The 21,042-nt window shown below is 66.7% G+C and carries 19 protein-coding genes and 1 tRNA gene; 6 read left to right on the forward strand and 14 right to left on the reverse strand.

Features of this window, described 5'->3' with window-relative positions:
• Window positions 1-23: 23 nt before the first annotated feature.
• The 12 genes from A3OM_RS0116235 to A3OM_RS0116295 form a co-directional block, all read right to left on the reverse strand.
• Complete coding sequence (locus A3OM_RS0116235; protein ID WP_018044823.1) at window positions 24-716, reverse strand: ABC transporter permease subunit; 693 nt, start codon at window positions 714-716, stop codon at window positions 24-26.
• Between the two features lie 57 nt (window positions 717-773).
• On the reverse strand, window positions 774-1,496 hold the full coding sequence (locus A3OM_RS0116240) for an amino acid ABC transporter permease (protein ID WP_018044824.1): 723 nt from the start codon (window positions 1,494-1,496) through the stop codon (window positions 774-776).
• Between the two features lie 28 nt (window positions 1,497-1,524).
• Entirely contained in the window at window positions 1,525-2,403 is an 879-nt protein-coding gene (locus A3OM_RS0116245) for an amino acid ABC transporter substrate-binding protein (RefSeq protein ID WP_085984277.1), read from the reverse strand.
• A gap of 402 nt (window positions 2,404-2,805) precedes the next feature.
• Window positions 2,806-4,464 (reverse strand): porin, encoded by a 1,659-nt coding sequence (locus tag A3OM_RS0116255; RefSeq protein ID WP_018044826.1) that lies wholly within the window; start codon window positions 4,462-4,464, stop codon window positions 2,806-2,808.
• Window positions 4,465-4,931: 467 nt separating this feature from the next.
• Window positions 4,932-6,437, reverse strand: a complete 1,506-nt coding sequence (locus A3OM_RS0116260; RefSeq protein ID WP_018044827.1) for an aspartate ammonia-lyase — start codon at window positions 6,435-6,437, stop codon at window positions 4,932-4,934.
• A gap of 98 nt (window positions 6,438-6,535) precedes the next feature.
• Complete coding sequence (locus A3OM_RS0116265; RefSeq protein ID WP_026176113.1) at window positions 6,536-7,438, reverse strand: amino acid ABC transporter substrate-binding protein; 903 nt, start codon at window positions 7,436-7,438, stop codon at window positions 6,536-6,538.
• 60 nt (window positions 7,439-7,498) lie between these two features.
• Window positions 7,499-8,773: a dicarboxylate/amino acid:cation symporter gene (locus tag A3OM_RS0116270; RefSeq protein WP_018044829.1), complete on the reverse strand. Its 1,275-nt coding sequence runs from the start codon at window positions 8,771-8,773 to the stop codon at window positions 7,499-7,501.
• Between the two features lie 318 nt (window positions 8,774-9,091).
• Window positions 9,092-9,709, reverse strand: a complete 618-nt coding sequence (eda, locus tag A3OM_RS0116275; RefSeq protein WP_018044830.1) for a bifunctional 4-hydroxy-2-oxoglutarate aldolase/2-dehydro-3-deoxy-phosphogluconate aldolase — start codon at window positions 9,707-9,709, stop codon at window positions 9,092-9,094.
• Between the two features lie 169 nt (window positions 9,710-9,878).
• Window positions 9,879-11,702, reverse strand: a complete 1,824-nt coding sequence (gene edd, locus A3OM_RS0116280; protein WP_018044831.1) for a phosphogluconate dehydratase — start codon at window positions 11,700-11,702, stop codon at window positions 9,879-9,881.
• 149 nt (window positions 11,703-11,851) lie between these two features.
• A tRNA-Leu gene (locus A3OM_RS0116285) sits at window positions 11,852-11,938 on the reverse strand.
• A 37-nt stretch (window positions 11,939-11,975) separates the two neighbouring features.
• Window positions 11,976-13,193 (reverse strand): FAD-dependent monooxygenase, encoded by a 1,218-nt coding sequence (locus A3OM_RS0116290; protein ID WP_018044832.1) that lies wholly within the window; start codon window positions 13,191-13,193, stop codon window positions 11,976-11,978.
• 32 nt (window positions 13,194-13,225) lie between these two features.
• The gene (locus A3OM_RS0116295) at window positions 13,226-13,480 is read right to left on the reverse strand and encodes a zinc-finger domain-containing protein (protein ID WP_018044833.1); all 255 of its coding nucleotides are present in this window, start codon (window positions 13,478-13,480) and stop codon (window positions 13,226-13,228) included.
• 212 nt (window positions 13,481-13,692) lie between these two features.
• Between A3OM_RS0116295 and map the strand changes: the two genes are divergently transcribed.
• From map to A3OM_RS0116325, 6 genes are all read left to right on the forward strand, one after another.
• Window positions 13,693-14,523: a type I methionyl aminopeptidase gene (map, locus tag A3OM_RS0116300; RefSeq protein WP_018044834.1), complete on the forward strand. Its 831-nt coding sequence runs from the start codon at window positions 13,693-13,695 to the stop codon at window positions 14,521-14,523.
• Between the two features lie 26 nt (window positions 14,524-14,549).
• The gene (radC, locus tag A3OM_RS0116305; RefSeq protein ID WP_026176115.1) at window positions 14,550-15,269 is read left to right on the forward strand and encodes a DNA repair protein RadC; all 720 of its coding nucleotides are present in this window, start codon (window positions 14,550-14,552) and stop codon (window positions 15,267-15,269) included.
• A 139-nt stretch (window positions 15,270-15,408) separates the two neighbouring features.
• Window positions 15,409-16,848, forward strand: coding sequence for a circularly permuted type 2 ATP-grasp protein (locus A3OM_RS0116310; protein WP_018044836.1), 1,440 nt, complete (start codon window positions 15,409-15,411; stop codon window positions 16,846-16,848).
• Between the two features lie 68 nt (window positions 16,849-16,916).
• Window positions 16,917-17,861, forward strand: a complete 945-nt coding sequence (locus tag A3OM_RS0116315; protein WP_018044837.1) for an alpha-E domain-containing protein — start codon at window positions 16,917-16,919, stop codon at window positions 17,859-17,861.
• A gap of 36 nt (window positions 17,862-17,897) precedes the next feature.
• The gene (locus A3OM_RS0116320) at window positions 17,898-18,725 is read left to right on the forward strand and encodes a transglutaminase family protein (protein ID WP_018044838.1); all 828 of its coding nucleotides are present in this window, start codon (window positions 17,898-17,900) and stop codon (window positions 18,723-18,725) included.
• Between the two features lie 57 nt (window positions 18,726-18,782).
• Window positions 18,783-19,532 carry a peptidase gene (locus tag A3OM_RS0116325; RefSeq protein WP_018044839.1) on the forward strand — a complete coding sequence of 250 codons (750 nt, stop codon included), beginning with the start codon at window positions 18,783-18,785 and terminating at the stop codon, window positions 19,530-19,532.
• Between the two features lie 79 nt (window positions 19,533-19,611).
• Here A3OM_RS0116325 and A3OM_RS0116330 read toward each other — a convergent pair whose 3' ends face one another.
• Window positions 19,612-20,244, reverse strand: a complete 633-nt coding sequence (locus A3OM_RS0116330) for a thiamine phosphate synthase (protein WP_026176116.1) — start codon at window positions 20,242-20,244, stop codon at window positions 19,612-19,614.
• Window positions 20,241-21,035: a thiazole synthase gene (locus A3OM_RS0116335; protein ID WP_018044841.1), complete on the reverse strand. Its 795-nt coding sequence runs from the start codon at window positions 21,033-21,035 to the stop codon at window positions 20,241-20,243. Before A3OM_RS0116335 ends, A3OM_RS0116330 begins: the two co-directional genes overlap by 4 nt.
• Window positions 21,036-21,042 lie beyond the last annotated feature (7 nt).

The following is a 21,042-nucleotide window of genomic DNA, read 5'->3' on the forward strand; positions in this document are numbered from 1 at the left end:
GGACATGACGGATCCTCGAGAGCTTAGCGGATGATGGCGACGCGGCGCTGAAGACGCCGGACGAGGGTCGAGGCGGTGATGCAGATCACCAGGTAGACGGCCGCGGCGAACAGATACATCTCCACGAGACGACCATCGCGCTGGGCGACCTTCGAGGCGGCGCCGAGGAAGTCGGTGAGCGAGATGACGTAGACCAGGGACGTGTCCTGGAAGAGCACGATGGTCTGGGTCAGCAGCAGCGGCAGCATGTTGCGGAAGGCCTGCGGCAGGATCACCGTCCGCATGGTCTGGCCGTAGGTCAGGCCGATGGCCTGCGCCGCCGCCGTCTGCCCCTTCGGGATCGCCTGGATGCCGGCGCGCATGATCTCGGAGAAGAACGCCGCCTCGAACAGGGTGAAGGTGACGAGGGCCGAGGTGAAGGCGCCCACCGAGATCGGCCGCGACGCGCCCGTCATCCATTGGCCGATATAGGGAACGAGGAAGTAGAACCAGAAGATCACCAGCACGAGCGGCAGCGACCTCATGAAGTTCACGTAGATCTTGGCCGGGAGCGCCAGGGCGGTGATCCCGGAGAGACGCATCATCGCGATGATGGTGCCGAGGATGATGCCGCCCGAGGCGGCGAGCGCGGTGAGCGTCAGCGTGAACACCATTCCCGTCCCGAACAGGTACGGCAAGGATGAGAGGACGACTCCGAAGTCGAAATCCGTGAACATCGGTCCTCTAGTCCCGTCTGACGGTCGCGAAGGATGGGGGGAGGGAGCGCGCCGTCATCAGCGCGATCCCGGGACGGCGATGCGCGTCTCGAGTTTGCTCGACAGCGTCACCACGATCAGGCTGATGCCGAGATAGATGACCGTCGCCGCCGTGAAGGATTCGAAGACCTGCGAGGAGAATTCCTGCATCGAGCGCGCCCGCGCGGTGAGTTCGAGCAGGCCGATGGTGAGCGCCACCGAGGTGTTCTTGAGGTTGTTCAGGAACTCGGAGGTCAGCGGCGGCAGGATCACCCGGTAGGCGTTGGGCAGCAGCACGTAGCGATAGGTCTGCCACGTGGTGAGGCCCAGAGCCGTCCCGGCCATGCGCTGGCCGCGCGGCAAGGTCTCGATGCCGGTGCGGACCTGCTCGGCGACGCGGGAGGCCGTGAAGAAGCCGAGGCAGAGGACCGCCGTGTAGAATGACGAGTTCGGCAGCTGTTTCAGCCAGGTCCCCCAGGAGCCGGGCAGGATCTCCGGCACTACGTAGAACCAGAGGAACATCTGCACGAGGAGCGGGATGTTGCGGAACAGCTCCACATAGGTGGTGCCGACCCGTTGGGCCCCCCGGCTCGGAAGGGTGCGCAGCACCCCGATGAGCGAGCCGAGGGAGAAGGCGATGATCCAGGAACAGAGCGCCGTGGCGATCGTCCAGGAGAGGCCGGAGAGAAGCATGTCGGCATAGGTGCCGGTGCCTTCCGGCGACGGTTCGAAGAAGATCCGCCAGTTCCAGTTATAGTTCATCGCCTGTCGTCTGCTCCGATGCGGCGGCTTAGTAGGCGGCCGGGTCGGCGCTGTCGCTCGGCGACTCGAAGGCCTTCTTCATGGGCTCACTCATGGGAAGGCTGAGGTTGATGCCGCGAGGCGGGATCGGCCTGGTGAACCAGGTGTCGTACAGGGCCTTGCCCTCGGGGCTCTTGTAGAGCTTGGCCGTCGCCTCATCGACCACGGCCTTGAACGGCGCGTCGTCCTTGCGGAGCATGATGCCGTAGGGCTCGGGCTTCGACAGGGCCTCGCTGGAGATCGCATAGGCACCCGGCTCCTTGGAGCTGGCGGCCAGGGAGGCGAGGAGCACGTCGTCCATCACGAAGGCGGCGGCGCGGCCGGTCTCGACCATGAGGAAGGCTTCGGCGTGATCCTTGGCGGGCAGGATCGTCAGGCCGAGGTTGCGCGCGGTATTGGCCTCGTTGATCTGGCGGATGTTTGTGGTGCCCGAGGTGGAGACGACGGTCTTGCCCTTGAGATCCTCGATCGTGTCGAGCTTGGCCGATTTCTTCGCCACGTAGCGGGTGGCGGTGAGGAAGTGGGTGTTGGTGAAGGCGACCTGCTTCTGGCGGTCGACGTTGTTGGTGGTCGAGCCGCATTCGAGATCGACGGTGCCGTTGGCGATCAGCGGGATGCGGGTGGCGGAGGTGACGGGATTGAGCTTCACCTCGAGCTTCGTCAGCTTCAGGTTGGTCTTCACCGCCTCGGCGATCTTCTTACAGATCTCGAAGGCGTAGCCGACCGGCTTCTGGTCGCCGTCGAGGTAGGAGAACGGGACCGAAGCGTCGCGATAGCCGATGGTGATTTCGCCGGTCTCTTTGATCTTCTTGAGGGTACCGGTCAGTTCCTGGGCACGGGCACCGGATGCGCCGAGCGTGATGCCCATTGCCGATGCGAGGACGACCGCCGCCGACAGAGCGGCGGACCTGTGATGACCAAAATGCATGTGAAGGCTGGCTCCCGGAGGGGTTCTCGCCGATCGGACGACCGGCACGTGAGGTTCAACGTAGCAGCGGTCTCGCCCATCGCAATCGGTGAATGAGGCGTCACCGGAGATGTCAACCGCTCGACGATGTTATAGCAATCGGCGTGCCGCGCGCGCGACCTTTATCCATTTTGGTGATACAATGCCCCGCATTTGAAATTGTACCGGGTCGGGGAAGACCAGAGGCACGCGCACCGGCACAACACATGAAAAAGGCCCGGCTATGCAGCCGGGCCTTTTCCAGAACATCTTGAATGATCTTGCGGGATCGGAGATGGCTCCGATCCCGCCCACCATCAATGCTTAGAAGTCGCGCTGGACGCGCATACGCACCTGGTAGGTGTCGTCCGCGGTCACGGTGCGAACGGCGCCGGAGGCGATGCTCGCAGCGTTGACGTTGCCGCTCGACTGGGTGCGATCCACGACACGGCCGTTCTGGACGCCGACCTTGGTGTAGAAGCCCTCGACACCGATATCGAGGTCCTTCACCGGCGACCAGATCAGGCTTGCGCCGGCGACGATCTGGTAGGTGTCACGCAGAACCGGGCTGACTGAGAAGGAAGGATCACCCGCCACTCCAGGCCGACCGGTGAACTGAGCGGTCGAGCTGACAGTCTGGAAAGCAACGGCATTCGCCTCACGAGCGCCACGAGCAAACGACATCTCGCCGTAGCTGCCGAACACGGCGGAACGCCATTCAGGCGACCAGTAGTGCAGGAAAGAGCCAACCACGGTGAAGCTGGTGGAGGTCTCGATCTTGCCCGTGGCGGGGTTGAGCGTCGCGTCCGACATGTAGGGGTCGAAGGCAGCGCCGTTGATGGTGCTTGCGAAGGAGGCGTAGGAACCGTTGTAGGACGAGTAGCCCGTGTAGAGGGTCGCACCCTCGCCATAGGCACCCTGCAGGTAAAGGGTATCGCCGGGAGCGATGAACGGGGTGTTGATCTTCACACCGCCTTGCACAGCCCAGCCATACTCGTTCGCAGGACGGGCCCCTGTCAGAGCGGACGCGCCAGCGATGACGGTCGTCGCGGCGGGCGTCCCGCCGTTGACGAGGTACGATCCGCTGACAAAGTTGCCAGCATTGATCTCCTTGACAGCCGCCGAGATCTGAGCGGAACCCCAAGCCGCATCGTAACGCAGAACACCGACGAAGTCGGGCATGCGGTTACGCTGAGCCACGTCGAGGTTGCCATAGATCGGCTGGACCGTGCCGAAGAGAGCACCCGCCGGCGTGACCAGAGCGTTGCCAAGGAACACGGGCGACGGAGCAGTCGCAGTACCGGAAGCGTAGTTCTGCGAATAGATCGTGTTGCGACGGAAGGTCGGGTCTTCGAGCGAGATCGTGGCCGAGAAACCTTCACCGAACTTGGCCGAGTAGGCCAAGAGGTTGGTGGACTGGACGTCCGAGTTCAGGGTCGCGCCGGCGAACTCGAAGTCGTGGGCGTAAAAGTCGAAGAACGAGGAGGCGCGACCGGCGGTGAGGCCGGCGAACTGGATGAACGCCTTGTCGGTATTCACGAACTGCTGGGCGCGGCCGAACTGGTCCTGGCCGGTTGCACCGAAGGCGGAGCCGATGCGCTCCTGGGTGCCGGAGCGGAGGCCGCCGGTGGCGCTGGTGCGCGAGGCGAACTGGATGCGGGTGAAGGCGCGCAGGGTGCCGTAAGCCGTCTGGGTGCGGGCATCGACGTTGATGCGGGCGAGACCGATATAGCCGGTCGTGTCGCCGTTGGACCCGGAGCGGCTGTCCGTCGGCTGGTAGCCGATGTCGAGGCGGGCGCGGCCCGAGAGACGGATGCAGGTATCCGTTCCGGGGATGTAGAAGAAGCCGGCGCCGTAGGCGGAGCAGACACGGACGTATTCGATCGGCACGGCCTTCTTCACGGGAAGGTCGGCGGCATGCGCTCCAGCGACCGACGCAAAGGCTGCGGCGGTACCGAGGAGTGAGCTCTTCAAGAGCTTCATTGATATCTCCAAAAGCTTCGAGACCCGAGGGACAGGCAACTTCAACCCGGCATAGACCGGCGTTCGTTTGCCTTTATTTGTTAGCCGGCAGGACTTAAGTGCCCCGTTCCGACCGTGCCCCGGGGTTTCCCCAGTGCGTATTCACTCTGTGCGAGCGGGTTCCTGCGAGCAACTCGGAATCGCGAATGCCACATCGGTTCTGAACTGCTGTGGCGGCGCTGCAACGTTCGTCAGGCGGCAAACCATGTCATCGCCGGGACCGATTGATGTGCAGAGCGGGGGCTCGGAGAAGAAAACCAATGCATCCTGCGGCGCTATTGAGATCAGTTGTTCCCGCCAGCGCACCCTTTGCTTAGTTTTTGTGCTTCGCACCGTCACGGGACCGTCATGAGTCGGACATTGGCCCGGTCCGGCGCCGGCCCACGCACCGGCGCCGGAGGGATGGGTCATTTTCTCGGCGATGGCCGTCAGGCCCCCGGATTGTTGCGCCTCACACGGGACGGACGGGTCATCGCTTCGAGTTCGAGCAGGTGATCCAGCTGGCTCTCCGTCAGAAGCCCTTCCTCCAGCACGATGTCGGCCACCGGGCGATTCTCCGCCAGGGCACGCTGGGCCACCCTGGAGCACGCCTCGTACCCCAAGGCCGGCACCAGGGCGGTCACGAGGCCGATGGAACCATGGACGAGGGAGCGGCATCGTTCGCGATCCGCCTCGATCCCTTCGATGCAGCGTTTCGTGAGGGTATCCACCGCGGCGGTGAGCATGCGCAGGGAGCTGAGAACGCAATATCCGATGGTCGGCTCGAACGCATTGAGCTGGAGTTGCCCGCCCTCGGCGCAGAGAGTCACGGTGAGGTCGTGGCCGATCACCAGGAAGGCGACCTGATTGACCACCTCCGGTATCACCGGATTGACTTTGCCCGGCATGATCGAGGAACCGGCCTGGACGGCTGGGAGCCGGATCTCGCCGAAGCCGGTGCGCGGCCCGCTCGAGAGCAGGCGCAAATCGTTGCAGATCTTGGAGAGCTTCACCGCCACGCGCTTCAGCACGCCCGAGAACAGCACGAACGCGCCGAGATCGGACGTCGCCTCGATCAGGTTCGAGGCGAGCACCATCGGGTGCCCGGAGATGCGCGACAGCTCCTCCACCGCCAGGGACGCATAGCGCGGGTCCGCATTGATGCCGGTGCCGATGGCGGTGGCACCTAGATTGACCTCGCGGAACAGCCCGACGATCTCGTTCAGCCGGGCCACATCCTCCTTCATGGTGGCGTGGAACCCGTCGAATTCCTGACCCAGGGTCATCGGCACCGCATCCATCAGCTGGGTGCGGCCCATCTTGAGGACATCGGCGAATTCCACGGCCTTGCCCTTGAAGGCGTAGGCGAGGTCGTCGAGGGCCTTGATGAGGGGCTGGGTCGCGAACATGACGGCGAGGCGCAGGGCGGTCGGATAGGCGTCGTTGGTGGATTGCGCCATGTTGACGTCGTCGTTGGGGTGGAGCGCCGCGTAATGCCCCAGCGGGTGTCCCATCAGTTCCAGGGCGACGTTGGCGATGACCTCGTTGGCGTTCATGTTGGTCGACGTGCCGGCCCCGCCCTGGATCGCGTCGACCACGAACGATTCGGCAAAGCGCGGCTCGGTGGCGACGAGGGTGCAGGCACGGTCGATGGCATCGGCCTTGTCGGCGGAAAGGTAGCCCAGCCGCCGGTTGGCGCGGGCGGCCGCCTGCTTCACCAGGGCGAGGCTTCTGACGAATTCGGGAAAGTGCCCCACCGGCACGCCGGTGATGGGGAAGTTGGCGACCGCGCGCTTGGTGTGGATCCCCCAATAGGCGCCGGCGGGCACTTCACCATAGCCGAGAAGATCGTGCTCGGTCCGCGTCCGCGCGCCCTCCATCTCGACGGTCCGCACGGTGGCGACGGCGATGTTCTCGGCCGGCGCCTCGGTGGGATTCTGCGTGTCCGTCGCCATCGGTATTCTCCCTCACGCCACGCTTGCGGCGGCACCGCCGAAGCCACATGCGGCGGCGGAGCCGTCAAGCGCCGTGGGCCGGCAATCCTGACATCGGCTCAGTCCTGAAGCCCGATGACCTGGAAATTCGTTCTCAGCTCATCGGACATGGGGACATTCAGGCGCTCGCCGTTCGGCAGCCGTTTGAGGAACCAGCGCTCGTAGATCCAGCGCAGCTCGCGCGACTCGGCCAGACGCTCGAAGGCGGCGTTCACGACGCCAGCGAATTGCAGGTCGTCCTTGCGGAACATCAAGCCGTAGGGCTCGAAGGACAGCTTGTCCGCCAGCACGGTGTAGGACGCCCCGTCCGGGCCGGCCGCCGCGATGAGTCCATAGAGCAGGACATCGTCGAGCCCCAGCGCGTCGGCCCGGCCGTCCCTGACCATGGCGAAGGATTCGGCGTGGTCGCGGCCCGTGACGATGGTGGCGGAGAGGTTCGACCGCGCCACCAGCGCGCGCAGGGCCGCCTCGTTGGTGGTGCCGGCGGTGACCGCGACGGTCTTGCCGGAGAGGTCGCGATAGGAGCCGATGGGCGCGCCGCGCTTCACCAGGAGCTTGGTGGCGCTGAAATAGGTGATGGGCGAGAACGCCACGAGCTTGCGGCGCTCCGCATTCGCCGTGGTCGACCCGCATTCGAGGTCGATCTTGCCCGAGGTGACCGCCGCGATCCGGGTCTCCGGGGTGACGGGCTCGTAGCGCACGGTGAGATCGGTGCGGCCGATCTCCTTGCCGATGGCATCGACCACCTCCAGGCAGAGATCGATCGCGTATCCCACCGGATGCCCGGCCGCGTCCTTGAACGAGAAGGGCAGCGAGTTTTCGCGATAGCCGAGGGTGACGGCCCGCGATTCGCCAATCTTCTTCAGCGTGCCGGTGAGGACATCGACGGCGGAAGCGGGCGCGGCGCTCAAGGCGAGCACCAGGGCCCCGGCGGCCACTGCCCTCATGCCTTTCGCGTGCATTGTCCGTGTCCCGTCATGCCATAGGGGTTGCGATCGGCGGCGAGCGATGCCGCCGGCGGTTCAGGCCGGCTCGGCCAAGGGCGACACGTCCCGGTCGAGGCTCTGGTCGGTCAGTTCCAGCTGCCCCTCCCATTTCGCCACGGCGACGGTTGCGACGCTGTTGCCCAGGACGTTGGTGGCCGAGCGGCCCATGTCGAGGAACTGGTCGATGCCGATGATGAGGAGGAGGCCGGCCTCCGGGATGTGGAAGGTCGAGAGCGTGGCGGAGATCACCACCAGCGAGGCGCGGGGCACGCCGGCCATGCCCTTCGACGTCACCATCAGCAGCAACAGCATGGTCATCTGCTGCCCGAGGGTCAGCGGGATGTTGTAGGCCTGTGCGATGAACATCACCGCGAAGGTGCAGTACATCATCGAGCCGTCGAGATTGAACGAATACCCCATCGGTAGGACGAACGAGGTGATCTTGTTGGGCACGCCGAAGCGCTCGAGATTCTGCAGGGTCTTCGGATAGGCCGCCTCGCTCGATGCGGTGGAAAAGGCGAGGAGGAACGGCTCCTTGATCAGGTTGAGGAGCCGCCGCATCTGCTTTCCGACCAGCAGGAAGCCGGCGAAGGCCAGCAGGCACCACAGCATGGCGAGGCTGAAGTAGAACTCCACCATGAACTTGCCGTAGGTCACGAGGACGCCGATGCCCTGCGTGGTGATCGTCGCCGCGATGGCCGCGAACACCGCGACGGGGGCGAAACCCATGACGTAGCCGGTGATCTTCAGCATCACGTCGGCGAGGCCCTCGATGCCCTCGGCCAGGAGCTTGCCCTTCTCCCCCAAAGCCGCGAGGGCCACGCCGAAGAAGATCGAGAACACGACGATCTGCAGGATTTCGTTGTTGGCCATCGCCTCCACGGGGCTCTTCGGCACCAGATGGGTGACGAATTCCTTGAGCGAGAGCGACGCGGCCTTGAGGTTGGTGGTCGCGCCGGCATCCGGCAGCGGCAGGTTCAGGGCATCGCCGGGCCGCAGGATGTTGACCATCACCAGGCCGAGCAGCAGCGAGCACAGGGACGCGCCGACGAACCACAGCATCGCCTTGCCGCCGACGCGGCCGACGGAGGCGGTGTCGCCCATATGCGCGATGCCGACGACGAGGGTCGAGAAGACCAGCGGCGCGATGATCATCTTGATCAGGCGCAGGAACACGTCACTGACAAGGGCGATATAGCCGGAGATTTCCTTGGACGTCTGAGGGTCCGGCCATGTGATGTTACAGAGATACCCGACCGCGATGCCCAGAAGCATGCCGATGAAGATGTAAGTCGTCAGCCTGGACTGCATCGCACTTCCTCACCGGCAGAAACGTTGTCTAGGTCTTGCATGACACATGCCACACTCGACATGCCTCATGCCTTGCACCGTCGCATCGCGAAGTCGTGACGCCCGGTGATCCGATCGACCGGCCCATCACCTCAAATACGGGGTGAGCGCGAACTTTCGGCGGTGCTTCGACCTCGAAGATCAAGTCCTTCGTGATGTCGATCCGAGAGGAGGTTATTCCCTTTTCTTAGCCGCGCAAGCACCCTTCGACGGGACCGGCCGCGAATCGGCGGGCGCCGCCGTCGCGGAGCCGAGGCTCCGTCGGATCGATACGGCGGGTCAATGCGGGCGCAGGCCCGACGCGACCCTCGCCGCCCGGCGGATGGCTTCCGGCTGCGGCTCGCCGGCCGGGACGACCCAGCTGCCGCCGACGCAGAGAACCTGCGCGATCTTCAGCCAATCCGGTGCGGTCGCCTCGGTGATCCCGCCGGTCGGGCAGAAGCGGACCTGCCCGAACGGGCCGGTGAGGGCCTTCAGGGCCTTGACGCCCCCGGCCGCCTCGGCGGGAAAGAACTTGAACCGGTCGAGCCCGTGGTCGAGGCCGCGCATGATGTCGGCGGCATTGGCGACGCCCGGCAGGAACGGGATGCCGCGAGCGATGGCGGCCTTCGTCAGCGGGTCGGTGAGACCGGGGCTGACGATGAACTGCGCGCCCGCCTCCATCGCCGCGTCGAGATCCCGCTCGTTGAGCACGGTGCCCGCGCCGACGACGGCCCCCTCCACTTGCGCCATGATGCGGATCACCTCCAGGGCAGCGGGGGTCCGCAGGGTGACCTCCAGGGCCGTCAGGCCGCCATCCACCAGCGCCCTGGCGATCGGCTCGGCATGGGCGGTGTCCTCGATCACGAGGACGGGGATCACGGGAACGGAGCGCATCAGCGCGTCGATGGTGGTCATGAAATCGTCCTCTGGGTCGTGAAAGGGAGGCGGTGTCCGTTCGGTTGTCCCGGATCGAGCGCTCTCGACAGGCGCCCTCTCCTTCCAAGGGGGGACCCGCGCCTTGCTTCCCATCTCGGAGACACGCGCGAGCCGAGGGGCCGGAAGACAACCCTGCAATAAGACCGTCCTACAATCCGGCGGCGCTGAGCATCGCGGACGCGCCCTGCTCTGCCCCGTCCGCCCCGTGGCGCATGAAGGCGAAGAGCTCGCGCCCAGTCCCGAAAGCCGGCGGCGGCGGGGTGGCGCCCTCCCGCGCCTCCCATTCCGCCGGGTCGACGAGGGCCTGGAGCGTTCCGTCCTCAGCGCTGAGGCGGACGATGTCGCCGTCGCGCAGCTTGCCGAGCGGACCGCCGCCGAGGGCCTCCGGGCTCAGATGGATCGCCGCCGGTACCTTTCCAGAGGCGCCGGACATCCGCCCGTCGGTGACGAGGGCGACGCGGAAGCCGCGATCCTGCAGGACGCCGAGCTGAGGCGTCAGTTTGTGCAATTCGGGCATTCCGTTGGCTTTCGGCCCCTGGAAACGCACGACGACGACCACGTCCCGCTCCAGTTCGCCCGCCTTGAAGGCAGCCATGACATCGTCCTGGTCGTCGAACACCCGTGCCGGTGCCTCCACCGTCCAGCGCGAGGGATCGACGGCGCTGGTCTTGAAGGTGGCCCGGCCGAGATTGCCTTTCACCAGCCGCATCCCGCCATCCGGCTGGAAGGCGTTGGCGGGGCCGCGCAGGATGCTCTCGTCATGGGAGGAAGCGGGCGCGTCCTCGAACACCAGTGCGTCCTCGATGAGCTTCGGGTCGCGGGCGTGGTCGCGCAGGCGCCGGCCGGCCACGGTGAGGATGTCGTCGTGCAGCAGGCCCGCGTCGATCAGGCTGGCGATGACGTAGGACATGCCGCCGGCGGCGTGGAAGTGGTTCACGTCCCCGGAGCCGTTGGGATAGACCTTGGCCACCTGCGGGATGACCGCCGAGAGCCTGTCGAAATCCTCCCAGTCGACGATGATCCCGGCGGCCCTGGCGATGGCCGGCAGGTGGATGGCATGGTTGGTGGAGCCGCCGGTGGCCAGGAGGCCGATGATCGCGTTGACGATGGCCTTCTCGTCGACGCAGCGCCCGAGGGGGCGGTAATCGTTGCCGGCGGCACCGATCTCCGTGAGCCGGTGGACGGCCGCGCGGGTCACCGCCTGGCGCAGCTTCGTGCCGGGATTGATGAAGGAGGCGCCGGGCATGTGCAGGCCCATCACGTCCATCATCATCTGGTTGGAATTTGCGGTGCCGTAGAAGGTGCAGGTCCCCGCCCCGTGATAGGCGGCGGATTCCGATTCCAGCAGCTCGTCGCGGCCGACCTTGCCCTCGGCATAGAGCTGGCGGATGCGCTGCTTCTCCTTGTTGGCGAGGCCCGAGGGCATCGGTCCGGCCGGGATCAGGATCTGCGGCAGGTGCCCGAAGCGCAGCGCCCCGATGAGCAGGCCCGGCACGATCTTGTCGCAGATGCCGAGCAGGGCCGCCCCGTCGAACATGCCGTGGCTGAGCCCCACCGCCGTGGAGAGCGCGATGGTGTCGCGCGAGAACAGCGACAGTTCCATGCCGCGCTGGCCTTGCGTGACGCCGTCGCACATGGCCGGGACACCGCCCGCCACCTGGGCCGTGGCACCGACCTCGCGGGCGAACAGCTTCATCTGCTCCGGGTAGCGGCCGTAAGGCTGATGCGCCGACAGCATGTCGTTATAGGCGGTGACGATGCCGATATTCATGCCCCGGCCGGCCTTGATCGCCGGCTTGTCCTCGCCGGAGGCCGCGAAGCCATGGGCGAGGTTGCCGCAATTGAGCATCGGCCGGTGCACGCCGCCATCGCGTTCGCGGGCGATCAAGTCGAGATAGGTGCGCCGGCTCGCCTTGGAGCGCGTCACCACGCGCTCGGTGACGGCTGCGACTTCCGGGTGAAGCTCGGTCATGGCAGATCCTTCCCTCGCTGATGCGAAGCCACCTGCTGTCAGGAACGTAGAGGGCTCGTGTCGCAGGCGATAGATCGGTCGCCGCGCGATACGATCAATGACCGGATCGGCTCAGCACGTTTCAGGCCATCGCGGTTCGGTGCGGGCGATGGTGCGGACGGCGGGACTCGAACCCGCACAGCCTTTCAGCCGCAAGATTTTAAGTCTCGTGCGTCTACCGGTTTCGCCACGTCCGCATTGCGGGATCAGCGGTAACGAGGCGAGGCTCCGAGATCAAGGCGCCCAACCGTAGAGCCAGTCGTAGCGGCGGCCCATCCCGGCGGGGCCGAGGCGGCGCATGACGAGGTTGCGGGCAAAACCGACGAGCCCGCCCGCATGGTAGGTCCGGCCGTTGCCACGCGCGGCCGATTGCACGCGCCGGGTGCGGGGGGCGCGCAAGCCGGCATAGGCCGCCAGCGACGCCGCCACGTCGTCGGCCCGCAGGGTCAGGGCGAAGACGGCGGCGTCCTCGATGGCCAGCGCCGCCCCCTGCGCCAGGAACGGCAGGACCGGATGGGCCGCGTCCCCGATGAGGGCCACCCGGCCCCGCGCCATGGGCCGCGCCGTCGGCCGGTCGACCAGCGACCAGACCAGCCAGGAATCCGGCGCGGTCAGGAGTTCGGCCAGAACCGGGGTCGCGTCCGGGAACTGCGCGCGCAGGACGGCGGGTTCGCCGAGCTGGCCCCAATCCTCGCTGCCGAGGCGTTCGGGCACCACGGCCACGATGTTGATGCTCCGCCCGCCCTGGATCGGGTAATGCACCACGTGCCGGCGGCGCCCGAGCCACAGGCCGGTCTCGTCGCCCTGCAATTCCGGTGGCGCGGCATCGCGCGGGATCGTGGCGCGCCAGGCGGCCTCGCCGCAGGACCGCAACCGCCGGCCGTCGAAATGGCCGCGCAAGGTGGAGCGCACGCCGTCGGCCCCCACCACGAGGTCCACGGTCAGCGTCTCGGATCGCGAGCCCTGGCCGCTTTCCAGGGTCAGTTCGACGGAGGTGTCCGATTCGGCGAGCCCCCTGACGTCCCGCCCCATCATCAGGCGGATTCCCGGCCGGCTGCGCACGGCATCGAGCAGGAGCGTCTGCAGGTCGGCCCTGTGGATGACGTAATAGGGCGCGCCGTGGCGGCCGCGCAGTTCGGCCCCGAGTTCGACGCCGCCGATCTCGCGCCCCGACCCGAGGGCACGCACCACCACCCGTGGCGGCTCGCTCGCCGCCCGGCGCAGGGCGGCGCCGAGGCCGAGGGAGATCAGCACGCGGCTGGCATTCGGGGAGAGCTGCAGGCCGGCGCCGACCTCGCTGAACCCGGTCCGGCGCTCGACGAGCGTCACCTCATGCCCGGCGGCATCGAGGGCGAGGGCGGCCGTCAGGCCTCCTATGCCCGCGCCGACGATGGCGACGGCGAGGCCGGAGGCGGTGTGAGGGGCTCGGGACCCATGGGAACCGTCGGACACCTGCGGATCTCGCCCTCGCGAATCGTGTGCGATCAGGCGGCCTTCGCGCCGTTGTCGTCCCAGACGGCGGCGGCCGGATCGGCCGTGCCGGCCTTCAGGCCGGGGCGGTAGCGGTAGAGCGTCGAGCAATACTGGCAGATGATCTCGTCGTCGGTCCCCATGTCGAGGAAGACATGCGGATGATCGAAGGGCGGCTTGGCGCCGATGCACATGAACTCCTTGGAGCCCACTTCGATCAGGGCAACTCCGAGGTCGTTGTGGAAATGCGGCACCGCCTTGTCAGCCATCGCCCGATCCTGCCTCCGTCCCGCCGGGGCCGAGCCCCGCCCGGGCACCATTGCTCCGTCCGGGCCATTCTCTACCCGCTCGTCGCCCTCAAGCCTAGCGCCGAGGATTCCCCAAGCCCAGCAAAAAGCCCGCCTCGTCGAGGCTTGGCCTCCCGCGCATGCCGCCTTAGAGAGGGATGTCTCTCAGCCGCTCTTACGAAACCACGTTCCCCATGACCCAGAACGAACAGGCCGTCGTCGAAGGCGGTCGCCGCGCGCCTCGGCCGCCGATTCACGGTCCCGAAGGGTTCGAGGGCATGCGCAAGGCCGGCCGCCTCACGGCGGAGGCCCTCGACGTGCTGATGGAGGCCACCGCCCCCGGCGTGACCACGGAGGCGCTGGACCGCCTCGCCTACGAATTCGCCATGGACAACGGCGCCTACCCGGCATCGCTGCTCTATCGCGGCTACCCGAAGTCGATCTGCACCTCGATCAACCACGTGGTCTGCCACGGCATCCCCAACGACAAGCCCCTGCGCGACGGCGACATCGTCAATCTCGACATCTGCCTCATCGTCGACGGCTGGCACGGCGACAGCAGCCGCATGGCCTATGTCGGCGAAGTGCCGCGCAAGGCGGCACGCCTGTGCGAGATCACCCACGAATGCCTCATGCGGGGCATCGCCGCGATCAAGCCGGGCGGCTCCACCACGGATATCGGCCGTGCGATCCAGGCCTATGCCGAAGCCGAGCGCTGCTCCGTGGTGCGCGATTTCTGCGGGCACGGCCTCGGGCGCATCTATCACGATGCGCCGACCATCCTGCACTATGTCGAGCCGAGCTACGACGTGGCCTTCGAGCCGGGGCAGTTCTTCACGGTCGAGCCCATGATCAATCTCGGCCGCCCGGCGGTGAAGGTGCTCTCCGACGGCTGGACCGCCGTGACGCGGGATCGCTCGCTCTCGGCGCAGTTCGAGCACACGGTGGCGGTGACGGAGACGGGGGTCGAGGTCTTCACGTTCTCGCCCAAGGGCCTGCATCAGCCGATCGCCCCCTCCGCCTGACGATGCCGGGATCCGGAGGCAAGACGATGCCGCGCCTCCCCCTCGAAGCGCCCGCCGGCGAGGCGGCCCCGGACGCCCCCCATTATCTCGGGCACCGCGACCGGCTGCGGGCGCGCTTCGCCCAGGCCGGGGCGGATGCCCTGCCGGATTACGAACTCCTCGAACTCGTCCTCTTCCGCGCCATCCCGCGACGGGACGTGAAGCCCCTGGCCAAGGCCCTGATCCGCCGCTTCGGCAGTTTCGCCGAAGTGGTGAGCGCGGAGCCGAACCGCCTCGCGGAGGTGGAAGGCGTCAGCCAGGGCGTCGTCGCCGATCTCAAGCTCATCGAGGCGGCGGGCCATCGCCTGGCGCGGGGCGCCATCGCCGCGCGGCCCCTGCTCTCCTCCTGGGCGGCGCTCCTCGAATATTGCCGGGCCACCATGGCGTTCTCGCCGCGCGAGCAGTTCCGCGTGCTGTTCCTCGACAAGCGCAACCACCTCATCGCCGACGAGGTCCAGGGACGCGGCACCGTCGATCACACCCCGGTCTATCCGAGGGAGGTGGCCCGACGCGCCCTCGAACTCTCGGCCACCGCCATCATCCTCGCGCACAACCACCCTTCCGGCGATCCGGCGCCCTCGGCGGCCGACATCAGGATGACGCGGGAGATCGTGGCGATCCTCGACCCGCTGGGGATCGTCGTCCACGACCACGTCATCCTCGGCCGGGATGGACACGCGAGCCTGAAGGGGTTGAAGCTGATGTGAACGTGCTACTCTGACGATCGGATCGCGGCGGATCGTTCGCTTCGCGGCGATCGGACGACACCATCGGTCTGCTGCGAAGCGCACATCGTCCCGGTGGCGCGCCTCTTGCGAAGACGCCGGGATAAAAGGGGAGGCGCGAATGGCGCTCGCTGCGTTCGACGAAATGAATGGGATACCGGGAGCCGCCCTGGGCGATGCCTCGGTTCGCGAAGCCTATGACAGCCTGAAATCGTGGCTCGAGACGACGCCGCCCGAGCACTTCAACACGCGGCGCAGCCAGGCCGAGATGCTGTTCCGGCGCATCGGCATCACCTTCGCCGTCTACGGCGCCAACGAATCCACCGAGCGGCTGATTCCCTTCGACATCATCCCACGGGTGATCACGAAGCCGGAATGGAGCTTCCTCGAGCGGGGGCTGAAGCAGCGCGTCACCGCGATCAATGCCTTCCTCAGCGACATCTATGGCGCCCAGGAATGCATCAAGGCCGGAATCATTCCAGCCGATCTGGTCTATCGCAACCCGCATTACCGGATGGAGATGCGGGCCTTCAAAGTCCCGCACGACCTCTACGTCCACATCGCCGGCATCGACATCGTCCGCACCGGCGAGAACGACTTCTTCGTGCTGGAGGACAATGCCCGCACGCCGTCCGGCGTCTCCTACATGCTGGAGAACCGGGAGGTGATGCTGCGGCTCTTCCCGGAACTGTTCTCGCGCCATCGCGTGGCGCCGGTGGAGAACTATCCCGACGCGCTCCTGGCCACCCTGCGCAGTCTCGCCCCGCAGACGGCGACGCGCGACCCCTCCGTCGTGCTGCTCACCCCGGGACGCTACAATTCCGCGTTCTACGAACACTCGTTCCTGGCCGACAAGCTCGGCGTCGATCTGGTGGAGGCCTCCGATCTCTTCACCAAGGACGACGTGGTCTACATGCGCACCACGGAAGGCCCGCGCCGGGTCGACGTGATCTATCGCCGCCTCGACGACGACTTCCTCGACCCCCTGGTGTTCCGGCCCGATTCGGTGCTCGGCGTGCCCGGCCTGATGAACGCCTACGAGCGCGGCACCGTGACCCTCGCCAACGCGGTCGGCACCGGCATCGCCGACGACAAGGCCGTCTACAGCTACATGCCGGAGATCGTGAAGTTCTTCACCGGCGAGGAGCCGATCCTGCACAACGTGCCGACCTATCGCTGCCGCGAGAAGGAGGCCTTCTCCTACGTGATGGACAACCTCGCCGACCTCGTCGTGAAGGAAGTCAACGGATCGGGCGGCTACGGCATGCTGGTGGGCCCGCACGCCACCAAGCGGGAGATCGAGGATTTCAGCCGCAAGCTGCGCCACGCGCCGGACGGGTTCATCGCCCAGCCGACCCTGGCGCTGTCCACCTGCCCGACCTTCGTCGCGTCCGGCGTCGCGCCGCGCCACGTCGATCTGCGGCCCTTCGTGCTATGCGGCTCCGACGAGATCCGGATCGTTCCGGGCGGCCTGACCCGCGTCGCCCTGAAGGAAGGGTCGCTCGTCGTCAATTCCAGCCAGGGCGGGGGCACCAAGGATACCTGGGTGCTGGACGCCTGACGCTACGCCAAAGCCCACCCCGGAAGCGGGGTGGATCGTTTTCTCGCCCATCGCCTTAACGGAAGCCCATGCTGTCCCGGACCGCCGACAATCTGTACTGGCTCTCGCGCTACGCCGAGCGGGCCGAGTTCGTCGCCCGCATCCTCGATGCGGCCCATCGGCTCGCCGCCCTCCCCTCGAGCTATGGTGGCGGCGAGACCAACGAGTGGGCGTCGGCCCTGGCCTCCGCGGGCGACCCGGAGGTGTTCAAGCCGCTCTATGACAGCGTCAACGAAGCGACGGTGTGCAACTTCCTGGCCTTCTCGCCCCACAACCCGTCCTCGATCCGCTCCTGCATCGAGACCGCGCGCGAGAATGCCCGCTCCGTCCGCACCGCCCTGACCACGGAGATGTGGGACGCGATCAACGGTGCCTGGCTCGAACTGCGGAACTACGAAGGCCGCGACCTCAATCGCGACGAGTTCAGCCGCTTCCTCGAATGGGTGAAGGGCGTGTCCCTCGCCTTCGACGGCTCGGCCTACCGCACCATGCTGCGCAACGACGCCTACTGGTTCACGCGGCTCGGCACCGCCATCGAGCGGGCCGACAACACCGCCCGCATTCTCGACGTGAAATATCGCATCCTGCTGCCGGCCACGGAGAAGGTCGGCGGCAGCCTCGATTATTTCCAGTGGACCACGATCCTGCGCGAGGTCTCGGCCTTCAACGCCTATCACTGGGTCTATCGCGAGAGCGTCAAACCGCTGCTGGTGGCCGACCTGCTGATCCTCAACCGGCAGATGCCGCGCTCCCTGACCAATTGCTACGGCATGCTGGTGGAGCATCTCGATCTCATCGCCGACGCCTATGGCCGCCGCGGCGCGAGCCAGCGCCTGGCGAGCAACACCCTCGCACGCCTGGAAGGCGAGAACATCGACCGGGTGTTCCGGTCGGGTCTGCACGAGTTCGTGACGGCCTTCATCGTCGAGAACAATCGTCTCGGCGCGGCGGTCATCGAGCAATATCTGGTGTAGGGTTCCGTCGAATCCCGAGTTCTACAAGAGACGTCCATGCGCATCCGCGTCTTCCATGAGACCAACTACACCTACGAGCAGCCGGCACGGGGTCTCATCCAGCTCCTCCGCCTTCGACCGCGCGACCATGACGGGCAATATGTCCGCCGCTGGCGGATCGAGCCCTCGGTGGATGGGCGGATCAGCGAGCGCGAGGACGGATTCGGCAACGTCACCCACTGGTTCACGGCCGACGAGCCGGCCGACGCCCTGACGATCCGGGTGACCGGCGAAGTCGACACCAACGAGATGCACGGCATCGTCCGCGGCACCGTGGAACGCCTGCCCGACGTGTTCTACCTGCGCGATTCCGATCTCGCGACGGCCAATGGCGAGCTTCAGGCTTTCGCCAAGAGCGTGGTCGACGAGGGTGATTCCTCGGTTCTTCCCTGCCTTCACCGTCTCCTCGCCGCCGTCTTCGACACGGTCGCCTTCGAGCCGGGTCCGGCCAGCGCCAGCACCACCGCCGCGCAATCCTTCGCCGCCGGAAAGGGCGTCTGCCAGGATCTTGCCCATATTTTCATCGCCGCAGCGCGGCATCTGGAGATTCCCGCCCGCTACGTCTCCGGCTATTTCTTCCACGCCGACAGCGAGGAGGACCAGGGATCGGGGCATGCTTGGGCGGAAGCTCTGGTGCCCGGTCTGGGATGGGTCGGTTTCGACCCGGCCAATGGTATCGCTACGACGGAGGCGCATATCCGCGTCGCCATCGGGCTGGATTATTTGGGTGCGGCCCCGATCAGAGGCAGCCGGATGGGTGGCGGGACTGAAACACTCGAAGTAAAGCTTCGCGTCGAACAGGCTCAGGCGACCGTCCAGGTCTAGCCCGTCACAGCATCAGGAATGGCCTGAGAATCTCGGGCCATCAGGGGTATCGGTATCATGACCTATTGCGTCGGGCTCCTTGTCGAGGAAGGGCTCGTGATGGTTGCCGATACCCGCACCAATGCGGGCCTCGACGACATCTCGACCTACCGCAAGCTGCATCACTTCAACGTCCCCGGCGAGCGCGTGATGATGCTGGCATCGGCCGGCAACCTCTCCGTGACCCAATCGGTGCTCAGCATGCTCGCCGAGGGTGTTGCCGGCGACGACGGTGAGCCGACGCTGAAGCTCACCGAAACCACGACGATGTTCCAGGCCGCCCAGCTCATCGGCAAGGCGATCCGTCGCGTCCGCGCCATCGAGAAGGCCGGGTTCGAGGCGGCCAATCTCCGGTTCTCGATCTCGCTGCTATTCGGCGGTCAGATCGGCAACGAGCCCATGCGTCTGTTCCTGATCTATTCGGCGGGCAATTTCATCGAGTGCAGCACCGATGCGCCGTTCCTGCAGATCGGTGAGCACAAATACGGCAAACCCATCCTCGATCGGGCCGTGAAGTTCGAGACCGACCTCTACGATGCCCTGAAAGTGAGCCTCGTCTCCATGGATTCGACCATGCGGTCGAATCTCGGCGTGGGTTTGCCCATCGATATCGCCGTGGCCCGTCGCAATGCGCTCGACCTCGAAGTGAGCCATCGGATCGAGGCGGGAGAATCCTACTTCCACGATCTGCGCGAGCGTTGGTCCGCGGCCCTGCGCGCAGCGCACCGGGCCATCCCACGCCCCCCTTACGGCCCCGCTGGGCACTGAGCCCGTTCGCTTCGTACAAATCCCAGGAGTTCGCCGGTTCCAGTACCGCGGGACCGGCGAGCTTCTTTGCGAGGCCTGCTCAGCTCCGGATCTCCCAGGCATCGAGATAGGCGCGCACCGCCGCTCGTGAATCCGCCGCCACCATGACCCCGCCCATGACGGCGATTCCGGAAAACCCGGCGTCGCGGCACGCTCCCGCATTCGCCGGCGTGACGCCTCCGAGGGCGAAGACCGGAATTGTCGGTCCGGGACCGCGCTCCAAGACGTCCGGGCCGAGGGCCGGCCCATATCCCGGCTTGCTTCGGGTCGCGAAGATGGGGCTGAGGGTGGCGTAATCCACGCCCGCTTCGGCGGCCCGGATCACCTCCACGGGTGAATGGGCCGAGATTCCGAGAAGGCATCCGGGCGGAAGATCCCGCCGTGCCGCCGCGATGTCCGGGGGCATTGCCCCTCCGCCGAGATGCACCCCATCGGCACCGATGGCGCGGGCGAGGGCCACATCCCCCCCGACGATGAGCCCTGCCCCCACCTCCCGCACCGGCCCCATCAGCTCTTCGGCGAGGACACGGCGTGAGACTGCGTCGAGGTCGCGGTCCCTGAACCAGATCCAGCGGGCCCCACCCGCCAGCGCCGCCTCGATCCTCCCGACCAAGCCCATCGGGCTCCCGGCCCGGTCGGTGACCAGAAGGAGCCCCGACGGGTTACGCGTCACGAACCGACGAGTCCGAGCTGTGGGCTCGACGGTTCGGCGCGTCCCCGCTTGGGGATGCGGCCGGCGAGATGGGCGAGCCGGCCGGCTTCGACGGCGTGGCGCATGGCGCGGGCCATGCGGACGGGGTCGTCGGCCTTGGCGACGGCAGTGTTGAGGAGGCAGCCGGCGGCGCCGAGTTCCATGGCCACGACCGCGTCGGAGGCGGTGCCGATCCCCGCATCCACGATGACCGGCACGCTGGCGCGGCGACAGATCAATTCGAGATTGGCGGGGTTGGCGACCCCCATCCCCGACCCGATGAGCGACCCCATCGGCATCACCGCCGCGCAGCCGATATCGGCGAGCCGCTGGCACACGACGGGATCGTCGTTGCAATAGGGCAGCACGACGAACCCGTCATCGACGAGGTGGCGACAGGCTTCCAGCAACTCGGCCACGTCCGGATAGAGCGTTTCGCGGTCGCCGATGACCTCGACCTTGATCCAGTTGGTGTCGAGGGCCTCGCGGGCCAGTTCGGCTGTCATGATCGCGTCGCGGGCGGTCTCGCAGCCGGCGGTGTTGGGCAGGAAGCGATACCCCTTCAGGCGCCGCACCGTATCCGAGCCATGGCCCTGGAGGGAAACGCGACGGATGGAGGCGGTGACGACCTCCGCCCCGGAGGCTTCCACCGCATCGACCATGATGCTCTGCGTGGGATATCCCGCCGTGCCGATGAAGAGGCGGGAGCCCAAGCTCACGCCGGCGATGACCAGCGCGTCGTCGGCAGCGGCTTCGATCGTATGTCCGTTCATGATCCCG

Origin of the sequence: Methylobacterium sp. 88A (genome assembly GCF_000376345.1) — a bacterium.
GTDB classification, from domain to species: Bacteria; Pseudomonadota; Alphaproteobacteria; order Rhizobiales; family Beijerinckiaceae; genus Methylobacterium; species Methylobacterium bullatum.

Coding starts and splice junctions, on each gene's coding strand:
- A3OM_RS0116295 (WP_018044833.1), bottom strand. CDS start 13,480: ATGGCTGACAAGGCGGTGCCGCATTTCCACAACGACCTCGGAGTTGCC.
- A3OM_RS0116235 (WP_018044823.1), bottom strand. CDS start 716: ATGTTCACGGATTTCGACTTCGGAGTCGTCCTCTCATCCTTGCCGTAC.
- map (WP_018044834.1), top strand. CDS start 13,693: ATGACCCAGAACGAACAGGCCGTCGTCGAAGGCGGTCGCCGCGCGCCT.
- A3OM_RS0116265 (WP_026176113.1), bottom strand. CDS start 7,438: ATGCACGCGAAAGGCATGAGGGCAGTGGCCGCCGGGGCCCTGGTGCTC.
- A3OM_RS0116270 (WP_018044829.1), bottom strand. CDS start 8,773: ATGCAGTCCAGGCTGACGACTTACATCTTCATCGGCATGCTTCTGGGC.
- A3OM_RS0116320 (WP_018044838.1), top strand. CDS start 17,898: ATGCGCATCCGCGTCTTCCATGAGACCAACTACACCTACGAGCAGCCG.
- A3OM_RS0116240 (WP_018044824.1), bottom strand. CDS start 1,496: ATGAACTATAACTGGAACTGGCGGATCTTCTTCGAACCGTCGCCGGAA.
- edd (WP_018044831.1), bottom strand. CDS start 11,702: ATGACCGAGCTTCACCCGGAAGTCGCAGCCGTCACCGAGCGCGTGGTG.
- A3OM_RS0116255 (WP_018044826.1), bottom strand. CDS start 4,464: ATGAAGCTCTTGAAGAGCTCACTCCTCGGTACCGCCGCAGCCTTTGCG.
- radC (WP_026176115.1), top strand. CDS start 14,550: ATGCCGCGCCTCCCCCTCGAAGCGCCCGCCGGCGAGGCGGCCCCGGAC.
- A3OM_RS0116325 (WP_018044839.1), top strand. CDS start 18,783: ATGACCTATTGCGTCGGGCTCCTTGTCGAGGAAGGGCTCGTGATGGTT.
- A3OM_RS0116315 (WP_018044837.1), top strand. CDS start 16,917: ATGCTGTCCCGGACCGCCGACAATCTGTACTGGCTCTCGCGCTACGCC.
- A3OM_RS0116310 (WP_018044836.1), top strand. CDS start 15,409: ATGGCGCTCGCTGCGTTCGACGAAATGAATGGGATACCGGGAGCCGCC.
- A3OM_RS0116245 (WP_085984277.1), bottom strand. CDS start 2,403: ATGGGCATCACGCTCGGCGCATCCGGTGCCCGTGCCCAGGAACTGACC.
- A3OM_RS0116260 (WP_018044827.1), bottom strand. CDS start 6,437: ATGGCGACGGACACGCAGAATCCCACCGAGGCGCCGGCCGAGAACATC.
- eda (WP_018044830.1), bottom strand. CDS start 9,709: ATGACCACCATCGACGCGCTGATGCGCTCCGTTCCCGTGATCCCCGTC.
- A3OM_RS0116335 (WP_018044841.1), bottom strand. CDS start 21,035: ATGAACGGACATACGATCGAAGCCGCTGCCGACGACGCGCTGGTCATC.